The organism is Photobacterium sp. Ph5, assembly GCF_022129445.1.
GTDB lineage: Bacteria > Pseudomonadota > Gammaproteobacteria > Enterobacterales > Vibrionaceae > Photobacterium.
On record NZ_JADQAQ010000036.1, the window covers coordinates 30,828 to 48,903 of the forward strand.

Sequence of the window (18,076 nt, forward strand, 5' to 3'; positions counted from 1 at the left end):
TCTTATTTTTGATGTATGGCAAACCACAACTGACCTGCTGAAATAGATGCATCATTAGCAGGGAGTGCTTCACCACAAAAAAGGGATAAACTGTGCGCGCTGGCTTTTTCAAACACTTCATCAACTAATACACGGTTTTGGAACACTCCACCGCCTAAAACAATCGGTAATGGCTTATAAGTTTGTCCTATAGTGACAATAACGTCAGCAATGGCACTAATAAAACTGTGCGCCAAACAATTTCGCCATGCTGGGCGATAATCATCGGCAACTAAACTTAACAGTGGTAACGCATATTCAAAAAGTGGCTGCCAATCAATCACACCATTAGCGTCAACAGCGAAAGAAATAGGTTGATGACATCGATCTTTCATTGCCGCTTGTTCGAGTTTCAACCCGCACTCACCTTCATAATCAACGCGATCAACCAAACCTAACAAGCTTGTCCACGCATCAATTAAACGCCCCATCGATGAGGTATAAGGTGATTGACTACCTGTCTGCCATAATCGGTATAGGTTATTGAAATAAACATCACTCCACTCTTTAAACGCTGACAACTGCATCGCTTTAATCGCATCGACTGAGTAACATTCCAATAAAAGAGCAAATAACAAACGAGCTGGCTCTTTTATCGCTTTTTCGCCTCCAATTAAGCGAAATTGACGTAAATGTCCGACACGTTGATAACTTTGTGGCGTAGAAAGTAAGACTTCACCTCCCCACACGGTGTGATCATCACCCCAACCAGTCCCATCAAAGGTAAAACCTAAAACCGGCTCCGTTAAATTATGCTCAGCCATCACAGCTAATACATGGGCATGATGGTGCTGCACCTTTAAAAGTGGTGTGACCAAATGGGCTTTGGCTTGGTATTTTTCAGCAAATTGAGAGGAATGATAATTAGGGTGTTTATCACACACCAATTGCTGTGGCTTAACATTATAAAGCGCCGTTAAATGGTTAACCGTTTCTTGATAACGCAGCTCGGTATCGAGATCGTCTAAATCACCAATATAGGGAGATATTAGCCATTGCTGAGGTAATGCTAACCCTATGGTTGATTTTTGCTCAGCGCCTAAGGATACGGTGATATTGCCTGTACTTTGTTTGCTACCAGTAACGAAATGACTCACAGGCGCATAGCCTCTTGCCATACGTAGCACACGGATCTTGCCGCCAGCATAATGTACAAGGCTATCATCGCACGCACTCTCAATCGGACGATTATGATCTAAAATACCGCTGATTTTCCCTGAAAATTGAGTACAGACTTGAGCTAACTCAGTGGCAATAGGCATACCTGATAAGTTCGCACTGGTCATAACAAGTGCACTTGTCGCACCTATTGCTTTTAATTCATCAAACAACAAATAATGCAATGGCGTATACGGCAGCATGATTCCTAGATACGGTACATTCGGAGCAACATTTTCAGCTAATACGTCTTCTGCTCGCGTTACTTCTTCTGCAACAATATCTAAACGCTTATTCATGAGAACAATAGGTCTAGCTTGCGCTGCTAATGCTCTCCATTCAGCATCACAACCTTCAACGAATTGTTGAGCAATGTCATCACTTGCCGCCATGATGGCTAACGGTTTTGACTGGCGATGTTTAAGCTTACGTAATCTCGCCACAGCTTGAGCGTTAGTGGCATCACACGCTAAATGAAAACCACCGATGCCTTTAACTGCAACAATTTCGCCGTCTTTAATCTTTTGCGCAAGCTGCTCAATCGCTGTTTTTTTTGTTGCAACAAGTGGTAATTCTCCACTCGATTTCACTCGCTGCTGTGCATCATAAAGCGTTACCCAAGGGCCGCAGCAGTCACAACTAATCGGCTGAGCATGATAACGACGATCGACTGGATTTTGATATGCCTCGGCACAATCAGGGCACAACGAAAAATCCCGCATACTGGTTACTGCACGATCATAAGGTAGCGCTTTTATAATGCTGTAACGTGGACCGCAATGGGTACAGTTGGTAAATGGGTATTGGAAGTATCGAGAATCTGGATTGGAAATATCCCGCTTACAAGCATCACAAAGCCCTTGATCTGGTGAAATAGATACCGTTGTGCTGTCACGGCACTGACTTTGCTCTATACCAAAGGTATTCGGCTTTTCCAATTCAGACCATAGCGATAAAGTGCGAATTGCCACATCATCAATGCGACTTAAAGGAGGCGCTTGGTCAATTAACTGCGAAGTGAAAATAGTTAATGTATCAAGAGAGCCTTGCACATCTATTTTCACCCCTTCTGAATCATTGATCACCGAACCAACTAGCACATGTTGTGTCGCTAGTTGGTAGACAAAGGGGCGGAAACCGACCCCCTGTACAATGCCGGTAATATGAATATATTGTCGTGCAATGTTGTCTGTCACGCTAACTGCCCTGTAATTAAGACAGCATTAAGATGCCACCAAATGCCGCCATAACGACACCTAGGACATTAGTAACACGGCGATTAGCAGCTGAAGCCGCGATAGCTTTACCTAATACCACACCACACGCATGTAGAATTGCCGTTGCTAGTACGAAACCGATAAAGAATTCAACAGCCTTAGCACCTAAAGGCATTTCCATACCGTGAGCCATACCGTGGAATAATGCAAATGCCATTACTGCACCTGTCGCTACTTTCGCAGATATACGACCACCCGCTAATAGCATGCCGCCCATTGCAATCACAGATACAGCAATACCTAGTTCAACACCTGGGATCACAACACCTGATACACCTAAAGCAGCACCTACAATCATGATTGAGATAAAAGCAAGAGGTAAACGTGAAATCGCTTTACCACCCATCATAGCCGCTAATAGACCCACACCTACCATAACACTTAGGTGATCCATGCCCGTAAATGGGTGAACAAAACCACTCATAAACGCAGAAGCATGAGGACCAATGTGACCAGGGTGTGCTAAAGCAAGAGGAGAAAAAGAAGTAGTTAGCAAGCCCAACATTAGATGTTTCATTTTCATATTATATCTTCTTAATAAAAGTAACCGGAGGTCCGGAGGGTTATAAAACACTTCACGCGATGAGTAAGCGTAAAGTACGATGAAAGCACGAGATCAAATCATGCCAAAAACACGTTCTGGGTGAGCATAAGCATCGGCTCGACCACGACGACAATGCCCTAATAGCGTCATATTTAAACGATCCGCTAAATCAACAGCCATTTTTGTTGCAGAAGATACGGCAAGTAACACTTCAACACCGGCTGAGGCCGCCTTTTGTACCATTTCAAAACTAGCCCGACTGGTGACTAACACAGCACCGCCAGATAAACGCTGTTGATGGATATAACCAATTAATTTATCTAACGCGATGTGGCGACCAACATCTTCAAATGTTGCGAGTAATTGACCATTAGCGTCGATATATGCCGCCGCATGTGCAGCACCAGTGAGTTGATTAAGTGCTTGGTGTTCAAGTAATTGCTGTAACGCTTGTTCTAAATGACTTAAATCAAACTCAACTATCATCGGCAATGGCATTAGCATCCGACATACGGTTTCCAATTTTTCTTCACCACAAATACCACAGCCCGTTAAACCCGCTAATGAACGACGTTTCTGCTTTAAACGCTCAGCACAACGATTTGCAACCGTAATATCAAGATTGATCCCATTATCATGATGGGTAATCACCATATCGTGAATATCACGGTGATGATCGATAATCCCCTCAGACAATGAAAAACCTATCGCAAACTGCTCTAAATCATGAGGGGTACACATCATCACGGTGTACGCAACGCCATTAAACGCAAGAGCAACAGGCGTTTCTTCAATAATGAAATCCATCTCTCTAAAATCGCTTTCTCCTTTGCGATAGCGAATGATCGGACGCTGACAAGCATCACTAACGGCATCGGTTGATTGCACATCAAGAGTGGTCAAAATAGTGATCCTATAATTAAATAAAAATGTAAGCTGGTATAAAAAGCATCAGATACCACCTCGAAAATCTTGGCTATTAATCCCCATTTTCTGCATTCGGGATAATAAGGTTGTTCGTTTCAGTCCTAACTGGTTTGCGGCACCATTCGGGCCTGCCACTACACCATGACAAGCCTTTAATGCTTTAATCACGTCTGCTTTATCAATAATGGGTTTAACTACGTCACCTTTCACTGCTGATTCTGGCGTATTGATAACACCTGTAGCTTCAGGGTTAATCAGTCCTACAGGGGGCACTTTTTCGGTCGGTACACGGGCAGAGTGAGACGCTGTTTTTAACTCATGAACAGGGACATTAAGCACATTACCACGCGTTAAAATCACAGAGCGTTCAACAAAGTTACGCAATTCACGAACGTTACCCGGCCATGGAAATGCGCTCATAACCGCTAAATCTTCAGCTGCAATTGCAGTAATGGTTTTCCCCATTTTCTTAGCAAGTTCTCGGGTAAAATGTTTAACCAATAACGGGATATCTTCAGCACGTTCGCGTAATGGCGGAATTTGGATAGGGAAAACATTCAAACGATAATAAAGATCATTACGAAATTTCTTTTCTTCTACTCGGCGTAATAAATCAACATTCGTGGCGACAACAATTCGCACATCAACACTGATTAATGCGTTTTTACCCACACGTTCAATTTCATTTTCTTGTAATGCACGTAATAATTTAGGCTGAAGCTCTAACGGCATATCACCAATTTCATCTAAAAATAACGTACCTTTATGCGCTTGCTCAAAACGACCAACACGCTGGCTAATCGCGCCTGTAAATGCGCCACGTTCATGACCAAACAATTCACTTTCAAATAAACCAGCAGGAATGGCGGCACAATTCATCTTCACCATATCCGTTTTGCTGCGTAGGCTTAACTTATGGATAGCACGAGCAATTAATTCTTTTCCCGTCCCCGACTCGCCTAAAATCAACACCGTACTGTCACAGCTAGCAACAAGGGCGACTTGTTCAAGGACTTTATTCATCACTTCACTTTGACTAATAATATCGTCAAAAATAACGTGTTCACCCATCCCTTCATCGATGTTTACAAACTTAGTAATAGGTTGATTTGGAGTGCTTGCTTGATGTGTTTTTATACTATGCATAGCTAACGCAACACGCGCAGCTATCTGTTTAAATAGCTCAAGATCCGTGTTTTGATATGGAGCTTCAATAGGCTTCATAAAACTGATATAACCCACCGCAATGCCTCTAAATACAAGTGGCATAACACAAGCGGTTTTAACACGACTTGGAAAGTACGGGCTATTATTATCAGCCTGCATTTTCTTAATATCTATCGCATTTAAAAATACAGGCTGATTATTCTTAATTGCATTTTTAATTAGTTTATCATTGGTAAAGAAATGACATTGATAATCAATTTCATTATTAATAAAACAAGCAGAATGCTGATTATAATGCCCATCTTGTAATTGAATTATCGATAGATCGGTCATATCAAAATGCTGATATAAAAATCGCAACAATGATCCTATCAATTCTTTTTTTGTACTTTGACTTATAACAGTATTCGTCACATCAACCAGTACCTGAAAATTGTTTTTTTCAGTTGTTAGTTTTTCAGTAAACGTTGATGCAGTTTGGTGCTCTATAATATGTTCAATCATTGCTGAAATCATATTATTAAATAATTTGAATTGCTTCTCGCTCTCACTATCATCAGGCATAGTTAAATTAATATATTCAATCGCACCTAAAGGTTGATTACAAATAGATAGCGGTATTTTGCAATAATTAAAAACCGAGTCATACGCTGGATGATTTTCTAGTTGAGGAAAAGTTTGATATAGCGTTTCACCATCCATCTGATGGCAATATTCGCGCATGGTAACGCCATTTAACCCAGTACTTGAGCCTGTATAATCAAATTGCTGACATTGTTTATCTTGATCAAGATAGTAAAGGCTAGGTTGACTATCAAGATCATTTTTTAAAAGTAGATTCACACGTTCAACATTGATAAATAATAGATCTTCATTGTTAAGAAAATCCATCACGCCTGAAATATCATTGATTGATAATAAGGCTTTAGAAAAAGTCATCAAATCACTTTCAAAGCGTTCCATGTTGGCATTAACTCTTGCTGATAATGTCGCTCGAATAGAGAGTAATAATTCAAGCATTTGTTATACAATTCTCAACCATTTCAATAACCAAGTATTGATATCAATCAATAAACAATAAATATAAATGCAAACTAATGATGAAAAATAGAGCGAGTGCTAATTATTTGAGCGATATGAATGACTAGTAGCAATATACAGCAAAGCAATGAAATATAAGGTTTCCAAATTTAAAATATACAACATTCTATCTTGGAAACCTTATTTTCATTAATGGTTTATTTGAACAATAAAATAAACAAATAAACTCATTCTTTGTTATTAAGCATTAACAACATGGCTTTTCAAACGTGCTTTTAAATTACTGTACTCAGTTTGTACGTAATTTTCTGCCCATGCCTGATCATCAATATTTTCTACCTTAACGGCACAATATTTAAATTCAGGCGTACTTGAAATTGGATCCACATGTTCAATGGTCAATTCATTACAGGCACCAATCCACCATTGGTAAGTCATGTACACCACGCCCTTATTTACACGCTCATTATAATTTGCACGTGAAATAACTTTACCGCGACGTGATGAAACCCAAACCAATTGTTGATCGTCAATACCTAACTGACGCGCATCATCAGGGTGCATCTGCACATAACCCGGTTCATCTTCCAATGTCTGTAATGCAGAACAGTTACCCGTCATTGAACGACAAGAGTAATGGCCTACTTCACGCACAGTAGATAATACTAACGGGTATTCAGCATCAGGTTGCTCTAATGGCGCACGCCATTCCGCAGCAATAAACTGACCTTTACCTGATGGTGTACTGAATTTATTACCTTCAAACAAGAAAGGTGTACCCGGGTGATCCTCAGTTGGACATGGCCACTGTACAGATTTTAACCCTTCCATCTTCTCGTACGTTGCACCTGTATATAGTGGTGCAAGGTGACGCATCTCATCCCAAATTTCTTGGGTATTTTGATAAGACATTGGGTAACCCATACGGGTTGCTAATAAACTGAAAATTTCCCAGTCAGGTTTCACGTCTCCCGGTGGCGTAATCGCTTTATAGAAGCGTTGGAAACCACGGTCAGCGCTACTGTATACACCTTCATGTTCACCCCAACTTGTCGCAGGGAAGATCACATCAGCAAATTCTGCTGTTTGTGTCATGAAGATATCTTGCACAATCACTAATTCCATCTTGCGCATGGTTTCACGCATTGCAGCAAGATCGGCTTCAGTTTGTGCTGGATCTTCACCAAACACATAGAAAGCTTTACAGATCCCTTCTTCTACTTTGTGACCAATTTCTGTTAAACGGTAACCCGGCTTATCAGATAATGGAACACCCCAAGCAGCTTCGAATTTCGCTCGAATATCAGCATCTTCTACTGACTGATAACCTGGGAATTGGTGTGGCAACATACCCATATCACAGGTACCTTGCACGTTGTTTTGTCCACGTACAGGACCACAACCTACACCTTCACGACCAAAGTTACCGGTAAGTAATGCAAGTCCCGCTAAACCACGCACAACATCAACAGCTTGTCCGTATTGGGTAACACCCATACCCCAAAGGATCATCGCTTCTGGTGCTGCTGCATAAGTACGTGCTGCTATACGAATGTCTTCCGCTTTAAGACCTGTGGTTTGTTCAACACTTTCAGGCGTATAACGAGAAACAAGCTCACGGAACGCATCAAAGCCTTCAGTGTTATTTGCAACGTACTCTTTGTCGTATAAGTTTTCTTCAATAATGACATTCGCTAACGCATTAACCAGTGCCATGTTTGAACCGTTCTTCAACGCTAACCATTGATCAGCGATACGTGCAGATTCAATCTTACGTGGATCGCAAACAATGATCTTCGCACCATTAGCGCGAGCCTTAAGAATGTGCCTTGCTACAACTGGGTGAGAATCAGCCGCGTTGTAACCGAATATGAGTAAACATTTTGTTTTTTGAATTTCGGGAATGGCGTTACTCATTGCGCCATTACCTACTGTTGTCTCCAGACCGGAGACTGATGGAGCGTGTCACACCCTGGCGCAGTGATCGACGTTATTCGTCCCTATCACCGCACGTGCGAGCTTCTGCATCACATAGTTAGCTTCGTTACCTGGACCGCGCGCTGAGCCAGTTGTCATGATCGCGTCAGGGCCATATTGCTTCTTGATTGCCATTAGCTTTTCGCCGGCAAAATCAATAGCTTCTTCCCATGAAACCGCTTCTAACGCGGCATCGCGTGTACGGCGGATCATCGGTTGCTTCAAGCGTGGAGTTAATAAATTGGTGTCGTTAAGGAAATCCCAGCCATAGTAACCTTTTAAACACAGTTGACCTTCGTTGGTACGGCCATCTGCAGGCTCTGCTGCAATTACTTTGTTATTTTCGACAACCAATTTTAGTTTGCACCCAGTACCACAGTAGGGACAAACAACAATTGATTTCTTCATACTAACCTTGGGTTGTAATAATAAACGTCAATATCGTTGTGATTAAACAATCACCTTAGCAACCTGTTGCTACCACAGCGCTCATTGCCGCTGCTTCACGTTTTTGTTGGCTAGTTTCAGTCAACGTTTCAGGCTCAATGATTCGAATCGCACCAGTCGGACAAACTTGAACACAAGAAGGACCAGACTCTTGGTGATGACATAAATCACATTTTAATGCTTGGGTTTGCGGTACTTTACGCGTAAACAACGCAGCACCTTTTGTCTCTTCAACCATCGTTGTTACTACATTCATTGCACCGTAAGGACATGCAATAACGCAGGTTTTACAACCAATACAACGTGATTGAATCACTTTGACAAAACCATCTTCTAAAACGATGGCGTTATTGGGACAAACCTGAGCACACGGCGCATCATCACATTGACGACACATTACAGGCGTAGTTACATGGGCATTTTTCACGACAGTTAAACGTGGTGAAAAATCCGATGGTTCCATTCCAGCAGCCGTATTTTCAGCTTGATGCGATAACGCACAAGCGATTTCACAAGTTCGGCATCCAATACACAAGTTGGGATCTGCAAATACAAATCGGTTCATGGTGTATCCCTTGTTGATGTCGATACATCGCAATACACTTTCGCATTGCGATACCTTATAAGCATGAGTTATGCCAGTTTTTACACCTTGAACAGTAAAAACTCAACCTCTTAATATTTAAGACAAAAAAATAAAGCCTGATCGAGATCAGGCTTTATTTACAGCAACGAACATGTGCGATACGTATCGATAACCATCATCGACACGCTTCGTCACATCTCATCGACACTTTATCGACAGGCAAACGATTGGGCATCGTCACCCATGCCATATAATGCTAACAATGTTCAAAACAGCTAGAGCCTTGCCATATTGGTAATTGTTGATAAATTTGCTCAACACCTTGCTGCACCATTTCCGTTAACGGGAATGAAAAAGCAACAATCGCAGGCTGTATCCCAATGAAGATCACTTCTGGTATAAAGGTCTTCAATTCATCAATTAAGAAATTCAACGGCAAACTGTGGGTCGACACCACATACATATCAACGATAGTCTCAGGATCAATAATTCGTACTTCCCCTGCTTCTTCACCAATATCTGCAGCATCAACCACCAGCACCCGTTTCGGCATCGCTTTACGAATAAGGTGTAAGCAATCCTCAGGCATCGAGCCGCCTTCAAGCACGCTCCAATCGGCAATCGGATTATCCTTCATCATCTTAGCAAGCAAAGGACCTGCACCGTCATCTGCCATCATGCTGTTACCAACCGTCAATACAATATTGCTGACCGACAAATCGACATCGTCATTCGACACCGTTACGCCCATGACAGAAGAGAGGTTAATTTCCTCTAGCACAATTACTGTCCTCCTCGGATCATCATGTACATGGTTGGTTCGCGATGAATATCCCCTAAGGCTTCAATAAATCCATGGGTTAACTGCTTTGACTTTTCGCTTTGAGTCGCGCTATCAATACCATCAAACGCCAGTGCCAACATGTTTAAATGCTCTGGATAAATCGTGATTTCACCAAACACCAGAAAGCCTTTCATTTTACGAAAAGCTTCACCGCTTTGGTCTAATCCACTAATCCATTCAAGGTACTCATAACCAGAGCATTTCAATACCGCATCTAAGCAATCAACCACACCAAGATGGTGACCAATCGCCAAGCTGTAGTACATAATTTGCTTGGCTTCTTCTGGCACATCGTAGCTTTCATCAACAAACTTGCGACCCAAACTGTAGAAATACACATTCTGCTCAAGGTGGCGAGATTGCGTTAATTCTTCAGATAAATCGGCAGTCTTGCTATTAGGCATGATCGCCTCCACAGCATGCTTTTTGCTCTGCCGCACACGCAGGTTGTCCGGTTAATGCAGCCATGGTTTTGCTCAGCAGAATATTCACGATTTCGGTTAAACGTGGATCGTCTTTTTCCGCTAAGTAATCTGCAATTTTGCTATCAACGTTATCTGCACTACAGGTTGCCAATACATCCATCACTTCATCTGCAATACGTTGGCCTTGAACATAACCTGCAAGTAAGCGGGCTTGACGCTCAATCATCACCTTAATATCCAATGGAATTTCAGTATGTTTAAGGCTCGCTTTTTGCTCATCAGGGTTGTGTGTTTTCGCTTTCAGTTTCTGATCAAGCAGACCTAAAGCTACCGCAAAACCATAAATCGTTGCCGCAGGTGTTGGAGGACAGCCCGGAATGTAGACATCAACAGGTACAATCTTGTCAGTACCGCCCCAGACACAATATAAGTCATGGAAGATACCGCCATCACAACCACATGCACCATAAGAAATCACAATTTTAGGATCAGGTGCCGCTTCATAAGCACGAAGCGCGGGTGCACGCATAGCGCGAGTCACAGCCCCCGTAAAGAGAAGAATATCCGCATGGCGAGGCGATGCGACAACCTTAATACCAAAACGCTCAGTATCAAATACAGGGGTTGTGGCTGCGAAAATTTCGATTTCACAGGCGTTACAACCACCACAGTCAACACGGTAAACATACGCAGAGCGACGAATCTGCTTAATGAGCGCGTCTTTTAATTTCTGGCTATTAGGCGGTAATGGAACAGGAACAGTTTGGGTATGAGCTGTACCATTTAGCTGTTTAATACCTTTCACATTTCCTCCTCAAGGTAACGTAGATGGCTGACGTTTTCGCTATCAAGCATATTGTTACTGCGACGACACTCAGGACAGGTTTCTAATTGTTGGCGACGTAACTCTAATTGATCCGCTGAAACGCCAGTTTGTGCCAAGGTATCTAGCACATAATCCAATAGCTTTTTCGCTACAAACGGACGTTCACATTGGCGACAATTCGCCAGTTGGAACACTGCATGTTCATACAGATCTTCTTTGCGGGTTACCGCTAGCTCAAAGTTCTGAGACAGCTTAATCGCTTTCGTTGGGCAGACTTCTTCACAGCGACCACAGTAAATACAACGTGCCATCGACAATTCCCAACGGCGAGTCCCTGCTTTTTCGTCAGTTTCCATCACCAACGCATTGGCAGGACAAGCACGCATACACGCAGCACAAGACAGACACTGATCTGCGTCTAACTCTGGCTTACCACGGAAGTCTTCATTCACTTCCAATGGTGCGAATGGGTATTTGGTTGTTACTTCACCGGTTTTTAAGACGGTCTTTAATAACTTAAACACAACGCCTCCTACAGCTTAAACGGTGAGTTTTTACGGTCGATGCTGTACTGCTCAATCGCTTTATATGGAATAGTTTTGCTACGCTTCTTCTTGGTATCAACAATGGTGACACGGTCAGTACATGAGTAACATGGATCCAAACTACCGATAATTAACGGCGCATCAGCAACGGTGTTACCTCGTAACATGTAGCGTAACGTAGGCCAATTCGCATACGTTGCTGCACGACAACGCCAGCGGAATAGTTTTTGGTTATCCCCTGTCATACTCCAGTGCACGTTTTCACCACGCGGCGCTTCAGTAAACCCCAAGGCAAACTTATTCGGTACGTAGTTAAAACCTTCCGTGAGAATTGCACCCGGTGGTAGGTGATCAAGGCCGTATTCAACAATATTTAGTGAATCAAATACTTCACGAATACGAACCATCACACGTGATTGCACATCACCGCCGTCCATGGTTTGTAATTCCATCGGAACATCACCGTAAGACTCTAAAGATTGTCCATGAATAATACGCACATCACGCTTAAAGCCGCTGGCACGAATAAGTGGACCAACAGGGCTGTAATCACGAGCAACTTGCTTAGACAAAATACCAACACCTGCAATGCGGCTTTCGATATTAGGTGTTGCTAGAAGCACTTCCACCAGCTCAGAAAAGGTTTTGCGTACTTCTTTGACCATCGCAATACCTTTTAAGCGTTGATCTTTAAGGAAATCTCGGCGTACACCACCAATTAAGTTCATACCGTAAGTTTTACGGGCACCTGTTAGTAATTCAGCCAATTCCATGGTCTTTTCACGGACACGGAAGAACTGCATGAAACCTGAGTCAAAACCAACAAAGTGGCTAGATAAGCCAATGTTTAATAAGTGACTGTGTAGACGTTCAACTTCAAGTAAAACAGTACGGATCATCTTGGCGCGGAATGGCACATCAACCGATAATGCGTTTTCAATCGTATTGCTGTAACCCACACTATGAGTAAAGCCACAAATACCACAAACACGGTCAGTTAACTGCGCTACCTCGTGGTAACCCATACGTGTTTCTGCCAGTTTTTCCATGCCACGGTGCACGTAGAACATACGGTAGTCCGCATCAACAATGTCTTCACCATCAACGAATAAACGGAAGTGACCCGGTTCATCAGAAGTAATGTGTAATGGACCAACAGGTACAATACGGTTGCTGTCGTCACCTAACTGGTTATCAAAGTTATAGGTTTCTGTTTCGGTTGTTGGCTGTGGACGCTGACGGTAATCCATCGCATCTTTACGTAGTGGGTGGAGATCTTCAGGCCAATCATCAGGAAGGACTAAACGACGTTCATCAGGTAAACCTACTGGACGTAAGCCGTACATATCACGCACTTCACGCTCGCCCCACACAGCAGCAGGAATGGTTGGCGTAATAGAAATAAACTCTTGGCTATTGGCATCAACCAGTACTTTTACCGTTACCCAACTTTTAACTTCCCCTTCCATAGAAAGCGCGTGATAAACCGCAAAGTGACCATTTAAGGTACGCTCGTCATTACCGAATGTAACTGTCAGCCAACCGCCTTGATCGTAATAAAGCCACTTCATCACTTCGACCAAAGAGGTCATTTTTACCGTAATAGTAACTTGATTATCCGTTTGCCACTCTTCATCAATAATGGCTGATGGAAAGAAATGATTCACACCATCGACATACTGTTTGCCAATCCGATTTGATTGCGGTTTAGTGGCATATTGTTCAAATGTATTGTTTGTCATTATTGTTTCTTACCAACCAAAAATTAAAAAAATAAGTGCCAACACGGCCACTAAAAATACAGGGAAAATAGCGCGGTGGATTTTCATAAAACGGAAACGCGCCATGGTGTTTTCCGCAATCCCTGCAATTAAGAAAACCACAAAAAGCTTGATAAATAAGATCACGGTTGCTGAAAATAAGCTGCCGAAACCTAATGATTGGGCTTTACCCCAAGGAATGAAAATCGCAAGGAAGAACTGAGCGACAACAAGCTGTTTTAGACCTAGACCTAATTTCACCATAGCTAAACCAGCACCTGAGTATTCAGTTACAGGGCCCTCTTGTAGCTCTTGCTCCGCTTCTGCACTATCGAATGGTAATTTACCCATCTCAATAAACAGTGCAAATGCACACACAAGGCCGGCCAAGATAATCGCTAGTGGTGAATGCCAGCTGTCATTTGCCATCGCATGGCTAATATAACCAAGATCGGTGGTACCCATTGCTAATGCAACAACCACAATTGACAGGATCAACATTGGCTCAACCAAGATACCAAGAGTCAATTCTCGGCTACTACCTAAGCCACCAAACATACTGTTTGAATCAATACCTGATAACGCAAAGAAGAAACGGAAAATAGCCAATAAGTAAATATCGGTAATAATATCGCCCGAAATAGGGAAAGGTGACACTTGCGTCACGGTTGGCAATGCCATACCGATCAACAACATAGTGATCACCATTACCCAAGGCGTGATCCAGAAAATAAAGCCTGCATTTGACGGTGATACTGACTGGCGCTGCAATAACTTATAAATATCGCGGTAGTCTTGTAGTACTCCCGGCCCTTTACGAGAATGAATTTTAGCGCGAATAACACGGGAAAATCCGGTTGCTAAAGGGGCAAGCAGAAGCATCAATAAAGCCTGAACAACAGCTAGCGTGATCCAACTAGCAGAAGGCATTTCAAGTGGGGACATTAGCAACTCACTCCTGAAATGAAAGGAAAGAACAACACCACAAATAGAGCAGCCGCGCAGCACATAATGCAGACTTTTCGACCATCAAGTTGACTACCGTCAGCTACCGCAAATAAATGAGGTAAAACATGACGATCAATCAAAGATTGCTTTGGACGGTTGTCATAAATAAGGCTAAACATATGACGCATTGGACGCGTAATACCTTCGGCAGAAACTGTCATACGCTGCTCATATTGGTAACCACACGCCCAAGGATCACCTTGTTGACGACGTACCAAACGACGTTGACGGAACACATAAAGCAATACCGCAGGAACAAGTGCTAATAGCGCTAGCATAATTGCAATAACAGGCGTAGAGAGGATCGCTTGATCAGCAACAGCAGGATAAACCGCACTACCTGTTGCAACAGAAACAGGGCCAAGATGAAGAATTGAAGATGCAATATCAGAGAAATAAGGTGCAATCCAAGGCGAGCCCACACCTAATACGATACATAATATCGCTAACATCGTTGTTGCTGTTGTCATACCAGCGCCCACTTCACGAGTATTCGCCGCTTGCTCTGTTTTTGGTGCGCCAGTAAAGCAGATACCGTAAACCTTCACAAAACACATACAAGCTAATGCACCTGTTAGTGCCAGCATTACCATACCGAACGGGCCAAACAACATATTTGCAGCGGTTCCTACTTTACCCATGCTAAATAGTGATTGATAAATAAACCACTCAGACACAAAACCATTAAATGGTGGCAATGCACAAATTGCTAAGGTACCAATTAAGAACGCAATGGCTGTTTTTGGCATGGTCTTACCCAAACCGCCCATTTTATCCATGTCTTTGGTATGCATACGATACACAATAGAGCCGGAGCCTAAGCACAATAAGCCTTTGAAGATCGCATGGTTTAACAAGTGGTATAAACCACCCAGTAAGCCCAATAGCGCAAGAACTGGATGATGACTTGCAATACCAATCATACTGACACCGACACCAATTAAGATGATGCCAATATTTTCAATCGTGTGGTAAGCCAATAGACGCTTAATATCATGTTCTGCTAACGCATACATTACGCCTAAAACAGACGATACCGCACCGAAGATAAGAACAAGGAAGCCCCACCATAACTGGGTTGCGCCAAGGAAAATAATGCTGAATTTTAGGATGCCGTAGATACCAATTTTCACCATCACACATGAGATCAAGGTAGAACAGTACGAAGGCGAAATAGGGTAAGCTTTAATTAACCAACCGTGTAAACCAACACCCGCTGATTTAATACCGAAACCAACTAACGCTAATAGGAAGGTTAATGATGCAAAGCCAGCACTTAATGGTGTAGTCGTGAACGCACTAAAGTCATAGCTATGGGCATTTATCGATAGAATCAAAAATGCAGCCATGATCAAAAAGCTAGCAATATGATCGACAATAAAGTAATTCAGACCTGCCTTACGACTTGCCAAACTACCATCGCTGATCACAATCAACCATGATGCGATTGAGACCACTTCCATAAACACCATAAAAGTGATCACATTGGCTGAAATCACTAATACCGTCATTGCCGCAGCAAAGATGTTAAATAGAATATTGATTTTCCAGCCAGATTTACCTAGATATTCTTTTAAATAATTAATCGAATAAATAGACGCCGCCATGGTCACTATGGATATTACCACCACCATTAAGGCTGAAAGCATATCCATATTCACCACGCAGCGCGTCGCCTGTGCAAAATCTGCTGAATCATAATGACCCACAATGGTAGACACGCCAGCTAAAACACCAAACACACCACCAAATGCACTAATTACACCTGCCAAACGTAAACTATCGCGTTCATCCTTACGGCCAAGCCAAGAAATAAGGGCCGCTACACCGTAGCTGATCACAGCAAATAAAACTAAAACTAACGGATTCATTTGTTCATAGCTCCAGACTTCACAGAAACGGCACTGTCAGCCGCGCTTTCACGTTTACTGTGGCGTGCTTTCATCACTTTACTCTCATCAATCAGCACAATTGCTTGAGTTGGACATACTTGCGCACAGGCAGGCCCTTGTTCACGGAAACCACATAAATCACATTTCACAGCGATACTTTTAACGCCCGGTTCCCATGCCAAAATATCTTGACCAAAAGTGCTAGGGATTGACGTTGATGGGTTACTAGAACGAGGAGTAGAAGGGATATAGGTATCGTAACTGTTTGCCATCGCGATTGGTCGACTACCATCAAAAGCGATAGCACCAAACGGACACGCGACTGCACATAATGTACAACCAACACAAAGCGACTCGTTAAGAACAACACGATCTGCTTGTTTAGAAATAGCTTGTACCGGACATACAGCCGCACAAGGCGCGTCTTCACAGTGACGACACATCACAGGTGCCGTAGCATTGTCATGCTTAACCACGGTAAGACGAGGATGACTTTGCAGTCCGACTTTTTTATGTTCTTCGGAGCACGCTGCCATGCAGGTACCACAACCGATACATTTGTCGGGATCTGCAACAACAAAGCTTTTCATGATCTTTCCAGTTAATTGCAAAAAGCATCACAAAAAGCAATAATCATACCAATAAGGTATTATTGTATTTTATTAGCTAAAGATCATTCACTTATACTTAGCGCGCTCTCCTACTCTTCACTTTTTATCACTAACAAAAGTAAATAAGCATAGGATGATCGCTCATCGACACTACTGTCGACACCTTATTTCGACAGTAGTGTCGACACAAAACGACGAACAAGAAGGAACTGTTTTATAATTGAGTTTCGCAGATGGATATTTACCACCCAACTTTATGAATATGACAAATGATTAAGAAAAAACACCTTCATTCAACCATGCCTTTCTACCTCCTTTTTATTGCAGGTATTGTTGATGCAATTGGCTTTATCCATCTGAAAAATGGCCTATTTATCTCTTTTATGAGTGGTAACACAACCCACGTCGGAATATTGCTAACATCAGGCAATGCACCACAAGCGTGGCACTACATAGGGGTTATCGTATTATTTGTTTTAGGTGCTGCCGTTGGTGAAGCCATTGCAATTGCTAACAAACCTTTTTATCGCAGCATGATCATGGCGCTAGTCACATTAGTGCTATCAGCAACATTGTTTGTTGAGCCTATCGCTAAGCCCATTGTGACCAATTTCTTCTTAAGCTTTGCTATGGGTATTCAAAATATCGCACTGCGATTAACCATTGAAAAATCAACTGCGCTGACTTACGTGACTGGTTTCTTAGTTAATACTGGACGTTCTATTGCGATGCTCCTTATGGGTGAAGGCGATCGCAGCACCTTTTTACGTCATTTCAGCTTATGGTTATCCATCTTTCTTGGCGCAATTGCAGGAACGCAAGTGATGGATTACTCCTTCAGATATGCGTTACTTGTCCCGATTATTTTAAGCTTAATTGCAACAGGAGTTTTATTCTGGACCCATGAAATTGCTGATGATTAATAGTTACTGTAGCCAATAAAACGAAAAAGCCGACGTGATTGAAGTGACCCCATAAAGTTGGACATTTCGGTTAAGCGGC

15 protein-coding genes are annotated in these 18,076 nt (G+C 42.5%); 1 reads left to right on the top strand and 14 read right to left on the bottom strand.

Going from position 1 to position 18,076, the window contains the following annotated elements:
• Positions 1 to 2: 2 nt before the first annotated feature.
• From hypF to I3259_RS14140, 14 genes are all read right to left on the bottom strand, one after another.
• On the bottom strand, positions 3 to 2,393 hold the full coding sequence (gene hypF / locus I3259_RS14075) for a carbamoyltransferase HypF (RefSeq protein WP_238030188.1): 2,391 nt from the start codon (positions 2,391 to 2,393) through the stop codon (positions 3 to 5).
• 16 nt (positions 2,394 to 2,409) lie between these two features.
• Positions 2,410 to 2,997 carry a HupE/UreJ family protein gene (locus tag I3259_RS14080; RefSeq protein WP_238030189.1) on the bottom strand — a complete coding sequence of 196 codons (588 nt, stop codon included), beginning with the start codon at positions 2,995 to 2,997 and terminating at the stop codon, positions 2,410 to 2,412.
• 93 nt (positions 2,998 to 3,090) lie between these two features.
• Positions 3,091 to 3,921, bottom strand: coding sequence for a formate dehydrogenase accessory sulfurtransferase FdhD (fdhD, locus tag I3259_RS14085; protein WP_238030190.1), 831 nt, complete (start codon positions 3,919 to 3,921; stop codon positions 3,091 to 3,093).
• Between the two features lie 48 nt (positions 3,922 to 3,969).
• Positions 3,970 to 6,132: a sigma 54-interacting transcriptional regulator gene (locus I3259_RS14090; RefSeq protein ID WP_238030191.1), complete on the bottom strand. Its 2,163-nt coding sequence runs from the start codon at positions 6,130 to 6,132 to the stop codon at positions 3,970 to 3,972.
• A 261-nt stretch (positions 6,133 to 6,393) separates the two neighbouring features.
• A complete protein-coding gene (gene fdhF / locus I3259_RS14095; protein ID WP_238030192.1) occupies positions 6,394 to 8,538 on the bottom strand; it encodes a formate dehydrogenase subunit alpha in 2,145 nt (714 codons plus the stop codon).
• A 55-nt stretch (positions 8,539 to 8,593) separates the two neighbouring features.
• A complete protein-coding gene (locus tag I3259_RS14100) occupies positions 8,594 to 9,142 on the bottom strand; it encodes a 4Fe-4S binding protein (protein ID WP_238030193.1) in 549 nt (182 codons plus the stop codon).
• 277 nt (positions 9,143 to 9,419) lie between these two features.
• Complete coding sequence (gene hycI, locus I3259_RS14105) at positions 9,420 to 9,914, bottom strand: hydrogenase maturation peptidase HycI (RefSeq protein WP_238030198.1); 495 nt, start codon at positions 9,912 to 9,914, stop codon at positions 9,420 to 9,422.
• 32 nt (positions 9,915 to 9,946) lie between these two features.
• Complete coding sequence (locus I3259_RS14110; protein ID WP_238030194.1) at positions 9,947 to 10,411, bottom strand: formate hydrogenlyase maturation HycH family protein; 465 nt, start codon at positions 10,409 to 10,411, stop codon at positions 9,947 to 9,949.
• On the bottom strand, positions 10,404 to 11,237 hold the full coding sequence (locus tag I3259_RS14115; protein WP_045083237.1) for an NADH-quinone oxidoreductase subunit B family protein: 834 nt from the start codon (positions 11,235 to 11,237) through the stop codon (positions 10,404 to 10,406). The genes I3259_RS14110 and I3259_RS14115 overlap by 8 nt, the downstream gene beginning before the upstream one ends.
• A complete protein-coding gene (locus I3259_RS14120; protein ID WP_045132255.1) occupies positions 11,234 to 11,782 on the bottom strand; it encodes a formate hydrogenlyase complex iron-sulfur subunit in 549 nt (182 codons plus the stop codon). The genes I3259_RS14115 and I3259_RS14120 overlap by 4 nt, the downstream gene beginning before the upstream one ends.
• An 8-nt stretch (positions 11,783 to 11,790) precedes the next feature.
• On the bottom strand, positions 11,791 to 13,545 hold the full coding sequence (locus I3259_RS14125; RefSeq protein WP_005366168.1) for a hydrogenase large subunit: 1,755 nt from the start codon (positions 13,543 to 13,545) through the stop codon (positions 11,791 to 11,793).
• 9 nt (positions 13,546 to 13,554) lie between these two features.
• Positions 13,555 to 14,508 (bottom strand): respiratory chain complex I subunit 1 family protein, encoded by a 954-nt coding sequence (locus I3259_RS14130; protein WP_238030195.1) that lies wholly within the window; start codon positions 14,506 to 14,508, stop codon positions 13,555 to 13,557.
• Positions 14,508 to 16,442: a proton-conducting transporter membrane subunit gene (locus tag I3259_RS14135; protein WP_238030196.1), complete on the bottom strand. Its 1,935-nt coding sequence runs from the start codon at positions 16,440 to 16,442 to the stop codon at positions 14,508 to 14,510. The genes I3259_RS14130 and I3259_RS14135 overlap by 1 nt, the downstream gene beginning before the upstream one ends.
• Positions 16,439 to 17,053 carry a 4Fe-4S dicluster domain-containing protein gene (locus I3259_RS14140; RefSeq protein WP_045083233.1) on the bottom strand — a complete coding sequence of 205 codons (615 nt, stop codon included), beginning with the start codon at positions 17,051 to 17,053 and terminating at the stop codon, positions 16,439 to 16,441. The genes I3259_RS14135 and I3259_RS14140 overlap by 4 nt, the downstream gene beginning before the upstream one ends.
• Positions 17,054 to 17,343: 290 nt before the next feature.
• On the opposite strand from I3259_RS14140, the gene I3259_RS14145 reads away from it, so the two are divergent.
• The gene (locus I3259_RS14145) at positions 17,344 to 17,997 is read left to right on the top strand and encodes a YoaK family protein (RefSeq protein ID WP_238030197.1); all 654 of its coding nucleotides are present in this window, start codon (positions 17,344 to 17,346) and stop codon (positions 17,995 to 17,997) included.
• The last annotated feature ends 79 nt before the right edge of the window (positions 17,998 to 18,076 follow it).

Coding starts and splice junctions, on each gene's coding strand:
- I3259_RS14080 (WP_238030189.1), bottom strand. CDS start 2,997: ATGAAAATGAAACATCTAATGTTGGGCTTGCTAACTACTTCTTTTTCT.
- I3259_RS14090 (WP_238030191.1), bottom strand. CDS start 6,132: ATGCTTGAATTATTACTCTCTATTCGAGCGACATTATCAGCAAGAGTT.
- I3259_RS14100 (WP_238030193.1), bottom strand. CDS start 9,142: ATGAACCGATTTGTATTTGCAGATCCCAACTTGTGTATTGGATGCCGA.
- hycI (WP_238030198.1), bottom strand. CDS start 9,914: ATGGGCGTAACGGTGTCGAATGACGATGTCGATTTGTCGGTCAGCAAT.
- I3259_RS14110 (WP_238030194.1), bottom strand. CDS start 10,411: ATGCCTAATAGCAAGACTGCCGATTTATCTGAAGAATTAACGCAATCT.
- I3259_RS14125 (WP_005366168.1), bottom strand. CDS start 13,545: ATGACAAACAATACATTTGAACAATATGCCACTAAACCGCAATCAAAT.
- I3259_RS14130 (WP_238030195.1), bottom strand. CDS start 14,508: ATGTCCCCACTTGAAATGCCTTCTGCTAGTTGGATCACGCTAGCTGTT.
- I3259_RS14135 (WP_238030196.1), bottom strand. CDS start 16,442: ATGAATCCGTTAGTTTTAGTTTTATTTGCTGTGATCAGCTACGGTGTA.
- I3259_RS14140 (WP_045083233.1), bottom strand. CDS start 17,053: ATGAAAAGCTTTGTTGTTGCAGATCCCGACAAATGTATCGGTTGTGGT.
- I3259_RS14145 (WP_238030197.1), top strand. CDS start 17,344: ATGATTAAGAAAAAACACCTTCATTCAACCATGCCTTTCTACCTCCTT.